The following is a 16,759-nucleotide window of genomic DNA, read 5'->3' on the forward strand; positions in this document are numbered from 1 at the left end:
AAGCTTATCGGCCCTTATAAGGACTGATAAGCTTTTTCTATGATTCTCGCAAAATTTGGATTGGTGAAATTAACAGTAGTGGGTCTTGCTCATCAAATCAGCACTGATTGAAAGTTCACTTTATTGAATTGTTAAACCCATTTGTAAAAATGCGTCTGTTAAATCAGCTTCAGCTGTGTCGTAAATTGTTAATGTAACAAGTTTTGTACCTTGTTCCAATGTTACGATTGTTACTTTTTCTGAATCGATTACAGTTTCAAAACCACTAATATTTTGAATATCTGAATGAGTTGTTACCACTTTAGAAAAATCGACTTCGTTATAATTGCCTTCTGATGCAATAGCGGAAATGGATTCTTCAGATGATGCTTTTAAATTATTAAAGCTTGCTTCGCCTGTGCTAGTTACTTTAATTTGCATTGACAATGTATCATCATCGTTATAGAAAAGGTGGTCAACACCAGGTTCTTCCGCTTCTAATGTAAAGTTTTCGAAATGTGAAATAGTATAATCTAATTCTTCGCTTGTAGATTCAGTTACTTTTTCAGTGAAAGCTTTACCGTTTGAAGTATACGTTAATGTTGCCTCTTCTGTTGCAGTAGTATCTGTTGAGGCTGGTTGATTCTTTTGTTCTTCTTGCTCACTAGATGCTGTAGTTTCTGTTGTGTCTTCAGATGCTACATTTTCAGTTTGTGTAGTAGTATCGCTTGCTGAAGTATTTGCTGGTTCCACTGTATCCGTATTACAAGCTGCCAGCATAGCTGATAATAATAGGAGTGAGCTAATCATTGTTAAAGATTTTTTCATGGTGAATTCCCCCTTTAGAAGTATAGACGACGATTTTTTTCGATAAGTTTCTGCTTATAGTGGATTAAACGAGTGGTAATACTAAAAATAGTAATAAAGTGAACACGACATGGGACACAATGATAAGAGGTAAACTTTTTTTCCATTCATAAAGTGCTCCCCAAATAAGTCCAACGACAATCGCTGCGATCGCTCCAGGAATAAACCCACTAATTGCTAGTGAAAGTGAAAATAATAGTGCTGTAATAAATACGGCCCATAATGGAGAAGTAAAGCGTTTTAATTGTTGCTGTACATAACCTCGCCAAAACATTTCCTCACCAATGGCTACAATAAATATTAATAGGAGGTAGTGGAAAATATTTTGTGGTCCGTAAATTTTTAAAAACTTTGCAATTTCATGTGTCGATGTGGAGCCCATGGATAGATAACCTAATTTCACAATGCCATATGTTACTGTTCCATAGCCAATACCATACAATAAATATTGCCACGTAGGAATACGATCCTCAAACTTCGCAGCGACCAAAGAAACAGCGATTCCAACTAGTAAAGTAAATGCGTATAAATACCAGAAAATCGTTTTTTCATGAAATGTATAAAACATCATACTAAAGATAAAAACCAATGCCAGAAGGAGAATAATTGTTTGCTTATGTTTTTTCATCATTTGTTTTACCTCCTGTATCGTATCGTATCAAAAAAAAACCTTTTTATCATCTTGCGGATGCTAAAAAGGGTAATTTGCATTAATCTTACTCATGATTAGTTAGAATTTTGTAGCGTTTATGATTAACAACTGTTCGCTCTTCCATTTCAAGGTCTTGAAAGTTATCCATAATTGTAATATCTACAATTACCGAATTTTCATTTACTTTTTCAACGACACCTTTAAGTCCCTCTTTAAATTCGATAATATTTCCAACTTCAGCAATTTTCATACGCAGTCCGTCCCTTCATCGACTAATTTTTAACAGTTTCTTGAGATTATACTATAAATAAAGTTTATTTTGAATATTTATATTATATTCCTTCATTTTGTGAATCATTTCATTTCGTAGACGATTTTGGTATATTGAACGATAATAAATGGTTTTGTGGAGAGGGGATTTTACAATGGCAGATTATAAAGCGTTATTAGACCAATTAAGAAATAAAGAAATAGAATCAATTTTTATTAAGAAGGAGGAATTCTTACAATTTCGTGAACATTTATTAAAGGACGAACAGTTTAAAAATTTTCGTGGCGAAGCAAAGCAAGGCGGGGACGTTGTTTACACGTTTTTAGATGTTCCAAGATCGTAATTTTTGTCGAAATATGCAATAGGATTTCTTTGGACGTATCCTGTTAATTGAGTATAATAATGGTAAATGTTTACGGTTGAGGAGGAAAAATTTTGGATAACGTACTATTAAACGAACTTGAATTAAAGCGCCAGTTGATGATTAAATCTGGAATTGAAAATGGATTGCAAAGTCACGAAACGCTTCAACTAAGTGAACAAGTAGATCGTTTAATGAATGCTTTTGAAGAAAGACATTATTATGATTCAGTAACATTATATGGAGAAGATTAAATAAAATTTTAAACTGTTTTTACTAAACATGTTTATTATTTAGAAATTGGGGAATATTATTTTTGAACACAGCAACATTCTCATTTCCCCCTTTAAGAGTAGAAGCGTAATGCTACTGCTCTCTTTTTTTGACCAAATTTAACTTTCTCTTCTCACGTTCATCACAGTAAGTAAAATTTTATAGTAAACCTTTCATCGCATTGTAGTTTAAAAATAATTTGATAAAATGAAATAAAATAGAAAAAGGGGACTTGTTAATGGTATCGAAAAAAATTGGCTTCATTGGAACAGGTGTTATGGGAGCTAGCATTGTAAAACACTTACTAAATGCAGGACATAAAGTAACAGTATACACACGCACAAAGAGTAAAGCAGATGCACTTATTACGTTAGGAGCAAAATGGGCAAATTCACCAGCTGAAGCGAGTGTAGACCAACAAATTATTTTTACAATGGTCGGCTACCCAAAAGATGTTGAGGAAGTATATAACGGTGCTCAGGGGATTTTCTCAGCAGCTAATCCAGGAACAATTATTGTTGATATGACAACATCCGAACCGACACTTGCTAAAAAATTATATGAACAGGCAAAAGAGAAGAATATACATAGTTTAGATGCACCCGTTTCAGGTGGCGACATTGGTGCGCAAAATGGCACATTATCATTAATGGTCGGCGGCGATAAAGATGTGTTTGAAGAAATGAAACTGATTTTTGAAGTATTCGGTCAAAATATTGTATATCAGGGCGTTGCTGGCTCTGGGCAACATACAAAAATGTGTAATCAAATTGCCATTGCATCAGGAATGATTGGCGTTTGTGAATCGATTGCATACGGTTTAAATGCGGGCTTAAATTTAGAGGACGTTTTAAAATCGATTACGGCAGGTGCTGCGGGTTCTTGGTCATTGTCAAACTTAGCGCCACGTATGCTTAAAGACGATTTAGACCCAGGCTTTTACATTAAGCACATCATTAAAGACATGAAAATTGCGCTTGATGAGGCGGACCGTATGAATTTACAATTACCAGGCTTAAGCTTAGCAAAATCAATGTATGATAAGTTGCAAGAAGAAGGTTATGGGGATAATGGGACGCAAGCACTCATTAAATTCTATCAAAAGTAGTATTCCACATTTAGTTTTCACAATCGTTTATAGGAGAATTGAACACCCTATGATACAATATATGTATAGAAAACTTGGGAATTTGGAAGGAGAGGTACACTTTGGAAAATCAAAAAGGGATTTTACTAGAAAGTGGTACAAACGAACTTGAAATCGTTGAATTTGAAGTTGCAAACAATAAATTTGGTATTAATGTAATTAAGGTGAAAGAAATCATTCAACCGATTCCAGTAACATTTATTCCACATGTTCATCCTCATGTTGAAGGTATTATTCAATTACGTGGAGAGGTATTGCCAGTGGTTGATATGCTAAAAGTTTTAGGTATTTCAACAGAAAATCGCAATCCACAGCAAAAGTATATCGTCGCAGAGTTTAACAAACAGCGTGTTGTATTCCACGTAGATAATGTAACACAAATACACCGTATCTCATGGGATCAAATAGAAAAACCTTCTGATATGTATCAAGGTGGAACTTCTCAGGTAATCGGTGTCATTAAGCGTAACGAAGAGATGATTTTATTATTAGATTTCGAAAAAATTATGGTTGATATTAACCCAGAATCTAGTATTAGCGTAGAATCTGTGAAAAAGCTTGGTAAACGTGATCGTTCAGAGAAACGCGTTGTTATCGCAGAAGATTCACCATTATTACGTAAATTGTTATTCGACACAATGAATGAAGCTGGCTATGTCAATACGGAGTTCTTTGAAAACGGTCGTGATGCATATGAATATTTAGAAGCATTAGCGAAGGCAGATAAAGACATTGAAAAGCATGTTCAAATTGTGATTACTGATATTGAAATGCCACAGATGGACGGTCACCATCTAACGAAGAAAATTAAAACACATCCTGAACTTCAGAAGCTCCCTGTAATTATTTTCTCAAGCTTAATTACGGACGACTTACGTCATAAAGGCGATCAAGTTGGTGCTGAAGATCAAATTTCAAAACCAGAAATTGCAGAATTAATTTTACGTATTGATAAATTAATTTTATAAAGAATCAATTACAGAAATTGAACTTACAATTAAATTAAATAAAAAATGGAAAGCCGGGTACTTGAAAAAGTAATTCCGGCTTTTTTTACAAACTATCTTTAAATGCGGCGATAATCGAGTGAAAAGAAAGAAGTGACAAATGCTTATGAAAAACTGGAAGACAGCGATTATTGACATCGGTTCCAATACAATTCGACTTGTGCTCTATGCCTATAATGAAAATGATGGGCTCCATGAATTTGGGAATATTAAAACAGTAGCTCGTTTACGGACGTATCTTTTGCCGAATGGTGAAATGTCTGAAGAAGGTATTCAATTATTAGCAGATACATTAAATTCATTTCGAGAAATTTTAGCAGATTATCAAGTAACAGATATCAAGGCAGCTGCAACTGCTGCTGTGCGACAAGCGGTTAATAATGAAGCAATAATCACTCGTATGGTACAAGAAACGGGTATTAAAATCGACATTCTTTCAGAAGAAGAAGAGGCCTATTATGGGTTTATTGCGGTCGCTCATTCGATGGACACACCATCTGCAGTTACGATTGATATCGGTGGTGGTTCGACTGAAATTACGCTATTTATAAATAAAAAATTACAAAAAACGTTTAGTTTCCCTTTTGGTACGGTGTCGTTAAAACAAAAATTTGTACGTAATTCCATTATTAATGATACCGAACGTGAAAAATTACGAGCATTTGTTACAGAACAATTTTCTTCATTAGCTTGGATCTTAAACTTGGGCTTGCCGATCATTGCAATCGGAGGGAGTGCGCGTAATATTGCACAAATTCATCAGCAAAAGCAGGACTATCCATTGTCCGGGATACATCAATATGAAATGAAGCGTAGCGATTTGGTTGATTTATGCGATCATTTAACAGAATTTACATTCGATCAACTAAAGCAATTAGACGGCCTGTCTTCAGATCGTGCGGATACTATCGTGCCAGCACTTGAAGTATTTATCTCACTTATGACTGTTGTCGATTCACAATCTTTTCAAATTAGCAAAAAGGGTTTGCGCGAAGGGTTAATTATTAGTCGTGTTATGCGCGGAAATGCAAAAGCATATGATAAATACAATGTTTTTGATGAAAGTGCACGTAGATTAACGAAAGCATACGGACGTACAGAAGAGGAAGTTGAGACACTCGTCCAATTATCTGAACAGCTCTATATGGAATGTTGCCATTTACAGTTTTTTGACTATAGTAAGCAAGATTTAGAGCTATTAAAAAAAGCAGCAAACGTATATTCAATCGGTGAGTATATCGAGCTTGATTCATCAAGTCAGCACACATTTTATTTAATTGCGAATCAATCAATTGAGGGTCTGTCGCATATGGATCGCGTCAAGGTTGCTTTATTAGCTTCCTATAAAAATCGCGATTATTTTCAACGTTTTGCTCAACCTTATGAAACGTGGATTTCAAAAGAAGAATTAAAAAAATTACGCGATTTTGGGGCGATTTTGAAATTCGTCTATGCACTAAATATGACGAAGCGCAATGTCGTGAAAAAAATTGTTGTTGAAAAAAGTGGGGACGGCATACTAATAGAAATTGTGACTTCAAAGCGAGCAATGGCAGAAATGGCACAAGCTGAAAAACAGAAAAAGCATATTGAACGTGTCTTTAAAAAGAATGTTGAATTGATTTTTATTGAAGAAGGGTGGAAATAATATGACAACTAATTTTGAAGTAGATGCTGTGTTTGAACCGGACGTTGATAACAAAAATCAAATTTCTAAATCACAGGCACAATTGTTAGAAGAAATTGCAAAACCACAATATTACAATAACCGTGAATTAAGCTGGTTAGCGTTCAATGAGCGCGTATTAGAAGAGGCCGAAGATATCGATAACCCACTATTGGAGCGATTAAAGTTTTTAGCAATATTTAGCTCTAACTTAGATGAGTTTTTCATGGTTCGTGTCGCGGGGTTACAAGATCAAATTCGCGCGGGTTTCCATAAACCAGAAAATAAATCTGGTTTTACACCGAAAGAGCAATTATCGAAAATTGCGGAGCGTACACAGGCATTAGTACGCCGTCAAACAGAAGTGTATCGTCATTTGGTGCATGATTTATTGCCGAAAGAACATGTTTATATGCGCGATTTAAAAATGCTAACACCCGAGCAAAAAAACTATATAAATGAGCTATTTGAAGAAACAATTTTCCCAGTATTAACGCCAGTAGCAGTTGATGCATACCGTCCTTTCCCGACATTATTAGGTCGTACATTAAATTTACTTGTTATGCTTGAAAATAGTGGATCAGATAATGAAAACATGGACAAAGTGGCAATCGTGCAAGTACCTTCTGTATTAGAGCGCTTTATTAAAGTGCCGTCAAAAAGCGATGAGGCAGTATTTGTATTGTTAGAAGATGTCATTTCTAGTCGTATTGACCGATTATTCCTTGGCTACAAAGTGAAATCAACACAAGCGTTCCGTTTAACGCGTAATGCCGATTTAACGATCCATGAAGAAGGTGCCCAAGATTTACTTGTAGAAATTGAAAAGGAATTAAAAAAACGTAAATGGGGCGTTGGTTCTCGCTTAGAAGTTCGCGACGGGGAGATGAATGATGACGTTTTAGAATATTTATTGGATGAATTTGAAATTGAGGAATCCGATGTATTCAAAATCGATGGACCATTAGATTTGACGACAATGTTTGCCTTTGTTAAAGCGATTTCAACAGGTCGTGAGCATTTAGAATATGAAAGCTTTATTCCACAGCCACCCCAAGATTTACAATCAGACGAAAATATTTTTGAAAAAGCGTTACTACAGGATTTACTATTCCACCATCCATTCGAATCCTTTGTGCCCATTGTTGATTTTATAGCGGAGGCAGCCAAAGATCCAAGTGTACTAGCAATTAAACAGACGTTATACCGTGTAAGCGGAAATTCACCCATTATTCAAGCGCTGAAGCAAGCGGCTGAAAACGGTAAGCAAGTAACAGTGTTAGTAGAATTAAAAGCGCGTTTTGATGAAGAAAACAATGTCCACTGGGCAAAACAATTAGAGCAAGCGGGTTGCCTTGTCATCTACGGTATGAATAATCTAAAAACGCATTCGAAAATTACACTTGTTATACGTCGTCGCCAAGGGAAAATTGAACGTTTCGTGCATCTCGGCACAGGAAATTATAACGATGCGACAGCGAAGTTTTATACTGATATGGGGATTATTACGTCGAATAAAGAATTCGGAATTGATGCGACCAACTTTTTCAACTATTTAAGCGGTTATACAGAAAAGCCGAAATTCCATCATCTTGTTGTGGCTCCATTTGATATTCGCGATGAATTTATTCGTCTTATCAACCGTGAAATTGAGTTGCATAAAGAATATGGAAATGGCTTCATTCGTGCGAAAATGAATTCGTTAACGGATAAAGATTTAATGATGAAATTATATGAAGCCTCGATTGCAGGTGTGAAAATTGAACTTATTATTCGTGGGATTTGCTGTATTCGCCCAGGAATTCCGGGTATCAGTGAAAACATTACGGTAACAAGTATTGTCGGACGCTTCTTAGAGCATTCGCGTATTTTCTGGTTCTACCACAACGGTGAAAATAATTTATACTTATCCTCTGCCGATATGATGACGCGAAATATGATTAAGCGTGTTGAAATTTTATTCCCGATTTACTCAACAGAAATTAAAAAGCGGATTCAACGTATTATGGAAACGCAGCTTGAAGACAATCAAAAAGCACGTGTTCAAGATTCGAATGGTAAGTACCATTACAAAGAGGATCATAATAGTGATGTGCGCATTAACAGTCAAGAAATGTTCTTAAACGAATCATTGGGAACAATTGTAGAAGAATAATAGGGGAGCTGTCCGATAGGAGTCGGTTTTCTAATATAGAGGTTATTCAGGTGTAGCTTTTTGGCAGGTTCTTCGCACGCAAGCCGCACAGCCATGTTGCACATGTCTGTACGACTCGCCTTTGTGCTTCGTGAAAGACCTGCCAATACTTGGTGTATCCATTTTCCTTTTGCTTGTATTCACGTGCTGGCGCTTACAGTGGTAGGCGCCAGTCTTTTTATTAGGCGAATCTTTTTATACAGTAGGGTTTATCATAGTGAATTCATCCTTTGTTATAGGGGTGATTCGGGTGTTTCGTTTGGACGGGTGCAGCACACATTCACAAAGCCTCTTTCGGTCTTCTAATGAAAAGGTTATTCAGGCATAGTCATTTGGCAGGTTCTTCGCACGCAAGCCGCACAGTCATGTTGCACATGTCTGTACGACTCGCCTTTGTGCTTCGTGAAAGACCTGCCAATATAAGGTGTATCCATTTTCCTTTTACTTATATTCACGTTCTGGCGCTTACAGTGGTAGGCGCCAGTCGGTTTATTAGGCGAATCTTTTTATAAAATCAGGGAAATCACAGTGAATTCATCCTTTATTAAAGTGGTTATTCAAGCATAGTCATTTGGCAGGTTCTTCGCACGCAAGCCGCACAGCCATGTTGCACATGTCTGTACGACTCGCCTTTGTGCTTCGTGAAAGACCTGCCAATATTTAGTGTATCCATTTTCCCTTTACTTGTATTCACGTGCTGGCGCTTACAGTGGTAGGCGCCAGTCTTCTAAATTTATCGAATCTTCCTTCTAAAGTAGCGAAGGATACAGTTCAAGTGAATCTGCCTTTTATTAAAGTGGTTACTCGGGCATAATCACTTGGCGGGTTCTTCGCACGCAAGCCGCACAGCCATGTTGCACATGTCTGTACGACTCGTCTTTGTGCTTCGTGAAAGACCCGCCAATATTTAGTGTATCCATTTCCCCTTTACTTGTATTCACGTGCTGGCGCTTACAGTGGTAGGCGCCAGTCTTCTAAATTTATCGAATCTTCCTTATAAAGTTGAGAAAGATACAGTTCAAGTGGATCTGCCTTTTTTAAAGTGGTGATTCGGGTGTTTAGTTTGGGCGGGCGCAGCACACATTAACAAAGCCTCTTTGCAAGAGTCTTTCGCGAATGTTCTTTGTGCTGTGTGTAAGGCCCGCCCATTCAAGGTGTATCTATTTTCCCTTTACTCGTATTCACGTACTGGCGCTTACAGTGGTAGGCGCCAGTCTTTTTATTAGGCGAATCTTTTTATAAAGTAGGTGAAATCACAATGTATTTATTTAACATCTAAATACTGTGAACTCATTTATCTAGAGTTTTAGTAGAAAAGGCAATCCTGCCATTATAGAAAATGAAGGCATTGACAACTATTGAACCCTATCCGTATATTCATCCCTTTATAAAAAGAGAATCTGTTTCAGTCCCTTTCACACTTAATTCAACGGACTCGCTTTAAAAGTAAACGGCGCCTTTGCTCGCCAACAGCGCCGCCCCTGAATACATGCAAAAGTAGAATGGATTATCATTTGATTTGGCAGGCCTAGCATACCGCAACAGTATCAGTAGTAGGGACACGTACCACGTGACCCTGCTGCTGATATGCGGTCGCCTGCCAAAATATGAAACACCTTAATAGAATATTTATTAGAATTTGACTAGCTCTGACAATCCCTTCAACCCACCAAATTCAACGGACTCGCTTTAAAAGTAAACGGCGCCTTTGCTCGTCAACAGCGCCGCCCCTGAATACATGTAAAAGTAGAATGGACTATCCTTTGATTTGGCAGGCCTAGCATACCGCAACAGTATCAGTAGTAGGGACACGTACCACGTGACCCTGCTGCTGATATGCGGTCGCCTGCCAAAACCCAATACATTTTCATAACATCTCTATTAGAAGATGACTAGCTATAACAATCCCTTCAACCCACAAAATTCAACGGACTCACTTTAAAAGTAAACGGCGCCTTTGCTCGCCAACAGCGCCGCCCGTGAATACATGCAAAAGTAGAATGGACTAGCCTTTGATTTGGCAGGCCTAGCCTAAGGCGCAAAGAAGAGTCGTACAGATATGTGCAACATATCTTTGCGACTCTGGGCGCCCAGCCTGCCAATACACGATACACTTTCATTACATCTCTATTAGAAGATGACTAGCTCTGACAATACCTTCAACCCACCAAATTCAACGGACTCGCTTTATAGAAAAACGGCGCCTTTGCTCGTCAACAGCGCCGCCCCTGAATACATGCAAAAGTAGAATGGACTAGCCTTTGATTTGGCAGGCCTAGCCCAAGGCGCAAAGAAGAGTCGTACAGATATGTGCAACATATCTTTGCGACTCTGGGCGCCCAGCCTGCCAAAACACGATACACTTTCATAACATCTCTATTAGAAGATGACTAGCTCTGACAATCCCTTCAACCCAATAAATTCAACGGACTCGCTTTAAAAGTAAACGGCGCCTTTGCTCGCCAACAGCGCCGCCCCTGAATACATGCAAAAGTAGAATGGACTAGCCTTTGATTTGGCAGGCCTAGCCCAAGGCGCAAAGAAGAGTCGTACAGATATGTGCAACATATCTTTGCGACTCTGGGCGCCCAGCCTGCCAAAACTCAATACACTTTCATAACATCTCTATTAGAAGATGACTAGCTCTGACAATACCTTCAACCCACCAAATTCAACGGACTCGCTTTATAGAAAAACGGCGCCTTTGCTCGCCAACAGCGCCGCACCCGAATACATGCAAAGGCATAATGGATTACACTTTGATTTGGCTGGCCTAGCCCAAGGCGCAAAGAAGAGTCGTACAGATATGTGCAACATATCTTTGCGACTCTGGGCGCCCAGCCTGCCAAAACTCAATACACTTTGATTACATCTCTATTAGAAAATGACTAGCTCTGACAATCCCTTCAACCCACAAAGTTTAACGGATTCACTTCAGAGAAAAACGGCGCCTTTGCTCGTCAACAGCGCCGCCCCCCGAATTCAAGCAAAAGTAGAATGGATTACACTTTGATTTGGCAGGCCTAGCCCAAGGCGCAAAGAAGAGTCGTACAGATATGTGCAACATATCTGTACGACTCTGGGCGCCCAGCCTGCCAAAATACGATACACTTTCATAACATCTTCATTAGAAAATAACTAGCTTTGACAATCCCTTTTGATCTACCAAATTCAACGGACTCACTTTAAAGAAAATCGGCGCCTTTGCTCGTCAACAGCGCCGCCCCCGAATTCAAGCAAAAGTAGAATGTATTACACTTTGATTTGGCAGGCCTAGCCCAAGGCGCAAAGAAGCGTCGTACAGATATGTGCAACATATCTTTGCGACTCTGGGCGCCCAGCCTGCCAAAAAACGATACACTTTAATAACATCTCTATTAGAAAATGATTAAGCTCTGACAATCCCCTTGCTCTACTAAATTCAAAGGACTCGCTTCAATACCGCTCACTTATTAAAATGATATCCATGAACAAAGTAGAAAAATATGTTTATTTCTCCTAATTTATAGTAAAATTCAAATATGAATGAATATTCATTTTATTTCAAAGGGGGAGTTTGAAAGATGTTACAAAATAAAACAATTATTATTACAGGTGGCTCAAGTGGGATGGGACTTGGGATGGCCAAGCAATTTGTAAAAGAAGGTGCGAATGTTGTTATTACCGGCCGTGATGAAGAACGTTTAGCAAATGCAAAACAAGAAATCTTAGCATTCGGTTCTACTATTGAAATGTTCCAAATGGACGTACGTGAGCCAGATCATGCACAAGCAATGGTCGAGTTTGCGGTAGGAAAGTTTGGACAAGTAGATAGCTTAGTGAATAATGCGGCAGGTAACTTTTTAGTACATGCGGAGAAATTATCACCAAATGGCTGGAAAGCAGTCATTGATATCGTACTAAACGGAACATTTTATTGTTCATCTGCAGTTGGACGTTATTGGATTGAAAAAGGCATTAAAGGCTCAATGGTCAACATGGTGGCAACATATGCTTGGGGAGCAGGTGCAGGTGTTGTGCATTCGGCAGCAGCAAAAGCAGGCGTCCTTTCACTTACTCGCACATTAGCTGTAGAGTGGGGCGCACAGTACGGAATTCGCGTAAATGCAATTGCACCTGGTCCGATTGAACGCACAGGTGGTGCGGATAAGTTATGGGAGTCCGAGGAACAAGCAAAGCGTACAATTAATTCTGTACCACTACGTCGCTTAGGAACACCAGAAGAAATTGCTGATTTAGCGACATTTATGCTTTCAGATAAAGCTGCTTATATGAATGGGGAATGCATTACATTAGATGGTGGTGCATGGTTAAACCAATTCCCGTTTTAATTTCGAATAAAATAAAATAAATTTCACATACTATTGTTAATGCAAAAAGGGGGCGTTGACAATAGTATGTGGCTTTATCCAACAATCATCGTATGCGTCGTTATTTGTTTAGTCGGTTACTGGCTTACTGTCCGTGTTGGACATCAAATTGAAGATAGTGGCTCGGAGCGAGATCCATCCGTTCCAGAAGAAATAGAAAATCACCCGTTTATGTTGAATCCGATTTTACTTGTTTACGCCATTTTCTTTATCTTTACCGGAACCATCATTTTTTATTATTGGGCTAAGGGATATTAATAGTGTAACAAGGCGATGATTAATTCGTTTTGTTACACTTTTTTTGTTTTTAGAATGGGCGGCTTTCATGTCATGAAATTGGTTGTTATGGTATGATAGTGGTAAGTGAATCGCGCTGCATGAATTGTAAGGGATTGCTAGCGCTTTTTAAGAAGGCTTTGCAATATTCCTATTTGCAATCGTCTTCATCATGTTGTACTGCCTGCAAAAAGCGGGATAAAAGGAGTAGAATGTCATGATTTCAACTAACAACAGAGCGTTACTAGACATGCCCATTGAAGATTTTATTGTTTCATCTGAAAAGGTAGCCCATGTACAAACTGGAAATAGTGCAGAACATGCATTGCTTGTCTTAACCAAAACAGGTTACTCATCGATTCCAGTATTGGATATGAAGTACCGATTACAAGGCTTATTAAGTACAAAAATGATCACAGAATCCATTTTAGGTTTAGAAAGAATTGAATATGATAAACTATCAACCATTAAAGTGGATGAGGTAATGAGTCCTGAAGTGGCGTATTTAAAAATTACCGACACCTTCCAACGAGCACTGGATTTGGTCATTAATCATGCTTTTTTATGTGTAGTGGACGAAGAAGGTACATTCGTGGGAATTATGACGCGGAGAATTATTTTAAAACAATTAAAGAAATATATTTATCAACATAATGCGTAACTAAAAAGAATCGGCAAAGTCCAATTAGGATTTTGTCGATTTTTTATCTCACACTTAGCAAGAGGAGGCTATACAATGACAGCATCGGAAGCCGAAATCATAAAAATTTTAGCAGAAGAAAAAAATATGCGTAAAGCAGCGGAACGTTTATTTTTAACGCAGCCAGCCTTATCTCAGCGTCTGCAATCAATCGAGAAGGAATGGGGCGCACAGATTTTTATACGTTCACAAAAAGGGTTAACCGCAACACCTGCGGGAGAATTAGTCATTCAGTACTCCAATGAAATGATTATGAAACGTGAGGAAATATTTGAAACGATTCAAGCATTAAATTCAAAAGTACATGGCACACTAAAAATTGCTTGTGCATCGATTGTCGGACAGAATTGGTTACCGAAAGTATTGAAAGATTACGTCACAAAATATCCTGATACGAAGATTTCATTAATGACGGGTTGGAGTTCAGAAATTGTCAAAGCACTTTATGAGGGAGAGGCACATATTGGGATTGTGCGTGGTCAAGCAGATTGGAAGGGCAAAAAAATACATTTATTCCGTGACATGATGTATTTAGTCGACAAAGAAATTCAAGATATGGAAGATATATTGACATCTGATCGCCCATTTATTCAATTTAAAAGTGATTCCAATTATTATCAAGAAATTCAACAATGGTGGCAACGTCATTTCAACTGCAATCCAAAGCACCAAATTCTTGTTGATCAAATTGAAACGTGTAAACAAATGGCTGTTAACGGAATTGGTTATGCGATTTTACCTTCCATCACATTAAATGGGGAAGAAAATGTCCATAAAATTCCATTAACAAACACCGAAAGTGATCATGGATTAACACGCGATACGTGGTTAATTGGTTATGATTCAGCATTCGAGCTACGCCAAGTAGAAGCTTTCGTTAATGTCGTACAAGACCATGCACGCTGCCTATATGATTATACGAAAGGTCAATAATAACAATATTTTTAAATAATGGTGTAAATTTATCTGAAAATTTAGTACAATTGTTCGTGTTAAGAAAACTTACATGCGAAGAGGTGTCTAAATGGAAAAGTTAAATGCACAACAAATTATTGATTTTATTTCACAATCTAAAAAAGTAACACCTGTAAAAGTTTATGTTAAAGGATCAGGTGTTGCGGATTTATCATATGGTACAGATTCAAAAGTATTCGGTGAAGGAAGCAGTGCCGTTGTATTTGGAGAATGGGCGCAAGTGGAAGTTGCTTTAAAGGAGCATGCTGAAAAAATTGAAGACTATGTTGTAGAGAGCGATCGCCGTAACTCAGGTGTACCATTATTAGATACGAAATATGTGAACGCACGTATCGAGCCAGGTGCAATTATCCGTGACCAAGTAACTATAGGGGATAATGCGGTCATTATGATGGGTGCCATTATTAATATTGGTGCTGAAATTGGCGCGAAAACGATGATTGATATGGGCTGTGTGCTTGGGGGACGTGCAACAGTTGGCGAAAACTGCCATATTGGTGCGGGAACGGTGTTAGCAGGTGTTGTTGAACCACCAAGTGCGTTGCCAGTTGTTGTAGAAGATGATGTCGTAATTGGTGCGAATGCCGTGGTATTAGAAGGCGTTCGTATTGGGCAAGGTGCTGTGGTTGCAGCGGGTGCTATCGTGATCAAAGATGTAGAGCCCTATACCGTTGTAGCAGGTGTCCCAGCTCGAGAAATTAAAAAGCTTGATGAAAAAACGAAATCAAAAACAGAGATTATCGATTCATTAAGAAATTTATAAGAGGGTGTAGAGCATCATGAATGAGCTTATTCAAATTCGAAGAGCATTACATCAAATTCCAGAAATCGGCTTTCAAGAATTTAAAACGCAGCGCTATATTTTAACTTTTTTAAAGCAACTACCACAACAACATTTACAAATAACAACATGGAAAACAGGGGTTGTCGTATTTATTCAAGGGACAAATCCAACGAAATGTATTGGTTGGCGTACGGATATGGATGGACTGCCTGTAAAAGAGGAGACTTTCCTCCACTTTTCTTCTCAGCATGAAGGATTTATGCACGCTTGTGGGCATGATTGCCATATGACCATTGCGCTAGGGCTTGTAGAAGCGTTTGTGCATAAGCAGCCAATGCAAAATGTGGTCTTCTACTTCCAACCAGCTGAAGAGGGTCCTGGAGGTGCTGAGCCAATGCTTAATTGGTTAAGGCAAGAACAGCCGCATCTGGTAGCAGATGAAATCTATGCATTACATATCGCACCTGAATACCCCGTAGGAACCGTTGCAACGAAGCCTGGTTTACTTTTTGCTAATACATCTGAATTATTTATCGATTTAAAAGGTGTTGGTGGCCATGCTGCATTCCCTCATAAAACAAGGGATATGACGGTAGCGGCAGCAAATTTAATCATGCAGCTACAAACAATCATTAGTCGAAATGTCAATCCACTAGATAGCGCTGTTATTACGATTGGTAAAATGACTTCGGGAACTGTACAAAATGTCATTGCGGAAAATGCTCGACTTGAAGGAACGATTCGCACGTTAAATGCAGAAGCAATGGCTGAAGTAAAACGCCGTATCGAAGCAATTTGCACAGGGATTGAAGCCGCCTTTGAATGCACGGTTACGATTGATTATGGTTCGATGTATTATGAAGTGAACAATGATGAAACCTGCGCAAGACAGCTACTTGAGTTTGCAAATAGCTTTGAAGGCGCTAGTGCATACGAATGTCCAGCAGCGATGACGGGTGAAGACTTTGGGTACTTTATTAAAGACATTCCAGGTGCAATGTTTTGGTCAGGTGCCAACTGTGAGTACGGCTTACACCATGCAAAAATAAGTCCAGATGAAGCATTGTTAGCGTTTAATGTAAACTTTGTAGAGCAATTTATTCGTGAATTCTAAAATAACTGCTATGTACCCATTTAACTGTAGAGGTTGAATGGGTATTTTTTTATATAACTTATTTTTTATTGGTTCATCATCGGAAGTTGTGCATGACATCTAGGATTCAAAGTGATTCCTTTT

General features: G+C 38.3%; 15 protein-coding genes. 12 read left to right on the top strand and 3 right to left on the bottom strand.

Going from position 1 to position 16,759, the window contains the following annotated elements:
* Positions 1-120 precede the first annotated feature (120 nt).
* From DCE79_RS03460 to DCE79_RS03470, 3 genes are all read right to left on the bottom strand, one after another.
* The gene (locus tag DCE79_RS03460) at positions 121-807 is read right to left on the bottom strand and encodes a chemotaxis protein (RefSeq protein ID WP_108711724.1); all 687 of its coding nucleotides are present in this window, start codon (positions 805-807) and stop codon (positions 121-123) included.
* Between the two features lie 64 nt (positions 808-871).
* Positions 872-1,477: a CPBP family intramembrane glutamic endopeptidase gene (locus DCE79_RS03465; RefSeq protein WP_234417328.1), complete on the bottom strand. Its 606-nt coding sequence runs from the start codon at positions 1,475-1,477 to the stop codon at positions 872-874.
* 85 nt (positions 1,478-1,562) lie between these two features.
* Positions 1,563-1,748, bottom strand: coding sequence for a YkvS family protein (locus DCE79_RS03470; protein WP_108711725.1), 186 nt, complete (start codon positions 1,746-1,748; stop codon positions 1,563-1,565).
* Between the two features lie 175 nt (positions 1,749-1,923).
* On the opposite strand from DCE79_RS03470, the gene DCE79_RS03475 reads away from it, so the two are divergent.
* From DCE79_RS03475 to DCE79_RS03530, 12 genes are all read left to right on the top strand, one after another.
* A complete protein-coding gene (locus DCE79_RS03475; RefSeq protein ID WP_108711726.1) occupies positions 1,924-2,112 on the top strand; it encodes a hypothetical protein in 189 nt (62 codons plus the stop codon).
* 92 nt (positions 2,113-2,204) lie between these two features.
* Positions 2,205-2,384, top strand: coding sequence for an aspartyl-phosphate phosphatase Spo0E family protein (locus DCE79_RS03480; protein ID WP_108711727.1), 180 nt, complete (start codon positions 2,205-2,207; stop codon positions 2,382-2,384).
* A 257-nt stretch (positions 2,385-2,641) separates the two neighbouring features.
* Positions 2,642-3,511 carry an NAD(P)-dependent oxidoreductase gene (locus tag DCE79_RS03485; RefSeq protein WP_108711728.1) on the top strand — a complete coding sequence of 290 codons (870 nt, stop codon included), beginning with the start codon at positions 2,642-2,644 and terminating at the stop codon, positions 3,509-3,511.
* 101 nt (positions 3,512-3,612) lie between these two features.
* Positions 3,613-4,518 (top strand): chemotaxis protein, encoded by a 906-nt coding sequence (locus tag DCE79_RS03490; protein ID WP_108711729.1) that lies wholly within the window; start codon positions 3,613-3,615, stop codon positions 4,516-4,518.
* 145 nt (positions 4,519-4,663) lie between these two features.
* Positions 4,664-6,205 (top strand): Ppx/GppA family phosphatase, encoded by a 1,542-nt coding sequence (locus DCE79_RS03495; RefSeq protein WP_108714416.1) that lies wholly within the window; start codon positions 4,664-4,666, stop codon positions 6,203-6,205.
* Between the two features lies 1 nt (position 6,206).
* Positions 6,207-8,378 (top strand): RNA degradosome polyphosphate kinase, encoded by a 2,172-nt coding sequence (locus tag DCE79_RS03500; RefSeq protein WP_108711730.1) that lies wholly within the window; start codon positions 6,207-6,209, stop codon positions 8,376-8,378.
* A 3,602-nt stretch (positions 8,379-11,980) separates the two neighbouring features.
* Complete coding sequence (gene fadH, locus DCE79_RS03505) at positions 11,981-12,748, top strand: 2,4-dienoyl-CoA reductase (protein ID WP_108711731.1); 768 nt, start codon at positions 11,981-11,983, stop codon at positions 12,746-12,748.
* 39 nt (positions 12,749-12,787) lie between these two features.
* Complete coding sequence (locus DCE79_RS03510; RefSeq protein ID WP_159083049.1) at positions 12,788-13,045, top strand: short-chain dehydrogenase; 258 nt, start codon at positions 12,788-12,790, stop codon at positions 13,043-13,045.
* Positions 13,046-13,280: 235 nt separating this feature from the next.
* Positions 13,281-13,724, top strand: coding sequence for a cyclic-di-AMP-binding protein CbpB (cbpB, locus tag DCE79_RS03515; protein ID WP_108711733.1), 444 nt, complete (start codon positions 13,281-13,283; stop codon positions 13,722-13,724).
* Between the two features lie 75 nt (positions 13,725-13,799).
* The gene (locus DCE79_RS03520; RefSeq protein ID WP_108711734.1) at positions 13,800-14,696 is read left to right on the top strand and encodes a transcriptional regulator CcpC; all 897 of its coding nucleotides are present in this window, start codon (positions 13,800-13,802) and stop codon (positions 14,694-14,696) included.
* Positions 14,697-14,787: 91 nt separating this feature from the next.
* On the top strand, positions 14,788-15,501 hold the full coding sequence (gene dapD, locus DCE79_RS03525; RefSeq protein ID WP_108711735.1) for a 2,3,4,5-tetrahydropyridine-2,6-dicarboxylate N-acetyltransferase: 714 nt from the start codon (positions 14,788-14,790) through the stop codon (positions 15,499-15,501).
* Between the two features lie 16 nt (positions 15,502-15,517).
* Positions 15,518-16,636: an N-acetyldiaminopimelate deacetylase gene (locus DCE79_RS03530; protein WP_108711736.1), complete on the top strand. Its 1,119-nt coding sequence runs from the start codon at positions 15,518-15,520 to the stop codon at positions 16,634-16,636.
* Positions 16,637-16,759 lie beyond the last annotated feature (123 nt).

Origin of the sequence: Lysinibacillus sp. 2017, from assembly GCF_003073375.1 — a bacterium.
Classification (GTDB): Bacteria; Bacillota; Bacilli; order Bacillales_A; family Planococcaceae; genus Solibacillus.

What these genes read in the sequence shown, in the direction of transcription:
- DCE79_RS03460 (WP_108711724.1), bottom strand. Translation starts at nt 807, where the DNA reads ATGAAAAAATCTTTAACAATGATTAGCTCACTCCTATTATTATCAGCT.
- DCE79_RS03465 (WP_234417328.1), bottom strand. Translation starts at nt 1,477, where the DNA reads ATGATGAAAAAACATAAGCAAACAATTATTCTCCTTCTGGCATTGGTT.
- DCE79_RS03470 (WP_108711725.1), bottom strand. Translation starts at nt 1,748, where the DNA reads ATGAAAATTGCTGAAGTTGGAAATATTATCGAATTTAAAGAGGGACTT.
- DCE79_RS03475 (WP_108711726.1), top strand. Translation starts at nt 1,924, where the DNA reads ATGGCAGATTATAAAGCGTTATTAGACCAATTAAGAAATAAAGAAATA.
- DCE79_RS03485 (WP_108711728.1), top strand. Translation starts at nt 2,642, where the DNA reads ATGGTATCGAAAAAAATTGGCTTCATTGGAACAGGTGTTATGGGAGCT.
- DCE79_RS03495 (WP_108714416.1), top strand. Translation starts at nt 4,664, where the DNA reads ATGAAAAACTGGAAGACAGCGATTATTGACATCGGTTCCAATACAATT.
- DCE79_RS03500 (WP_108711730.1), top strand. Translation starts at nt 6,207, where the DNA reads ATGACAACTAATTTTGAAGTAGATGCTGTGTTTGAACCGGACGTTGAT.
- fadH (WP_108711731.1), top strand. Translation starts at nt 11,981, where the DNA reads ATGTTACAAAATAAAACAATTATTATTACAGGTGGCTCAAGTGGGATG.
- DCE79_RS03510 (WP_159083049.1), top strand. Translation starts at nt 12,788, where the DNA reads ATGCAAAAAGGGGGCGTTGACAATAGTATGTGGCTTTATCCAACAATC.
- cbpB (WP_108711733.1), top strand. Translation starts at nt 13,281, where the DNA reads ATGATTTCAACTAACAACAGAGCGTTACTAGACATGCCCATTGAAGAT.
- DCE79_RS03520 (WP_108711734.1), top strand. Translation starts at nt 13,800, where the DNA reads ATGACAGCATCGGAAGCCGAAATCATAAAAATTTTAGCAGAAGAAAAA.
- dapD (WP_108711735.1), top strand. Translation starts at nt 14,788, where the DNA reads ATGGAAAAGTTAAATGCACAACAAATTATTGATTTTATTTCACAATCT.
- DCE79_RS03530 (WP_108711736.1), top strand. Translation starts at nt 15,518, where the DNA reads ATGAATGAGCTTATTCAAATTCGAAGAGCATTACATCAAATTCCAGAA.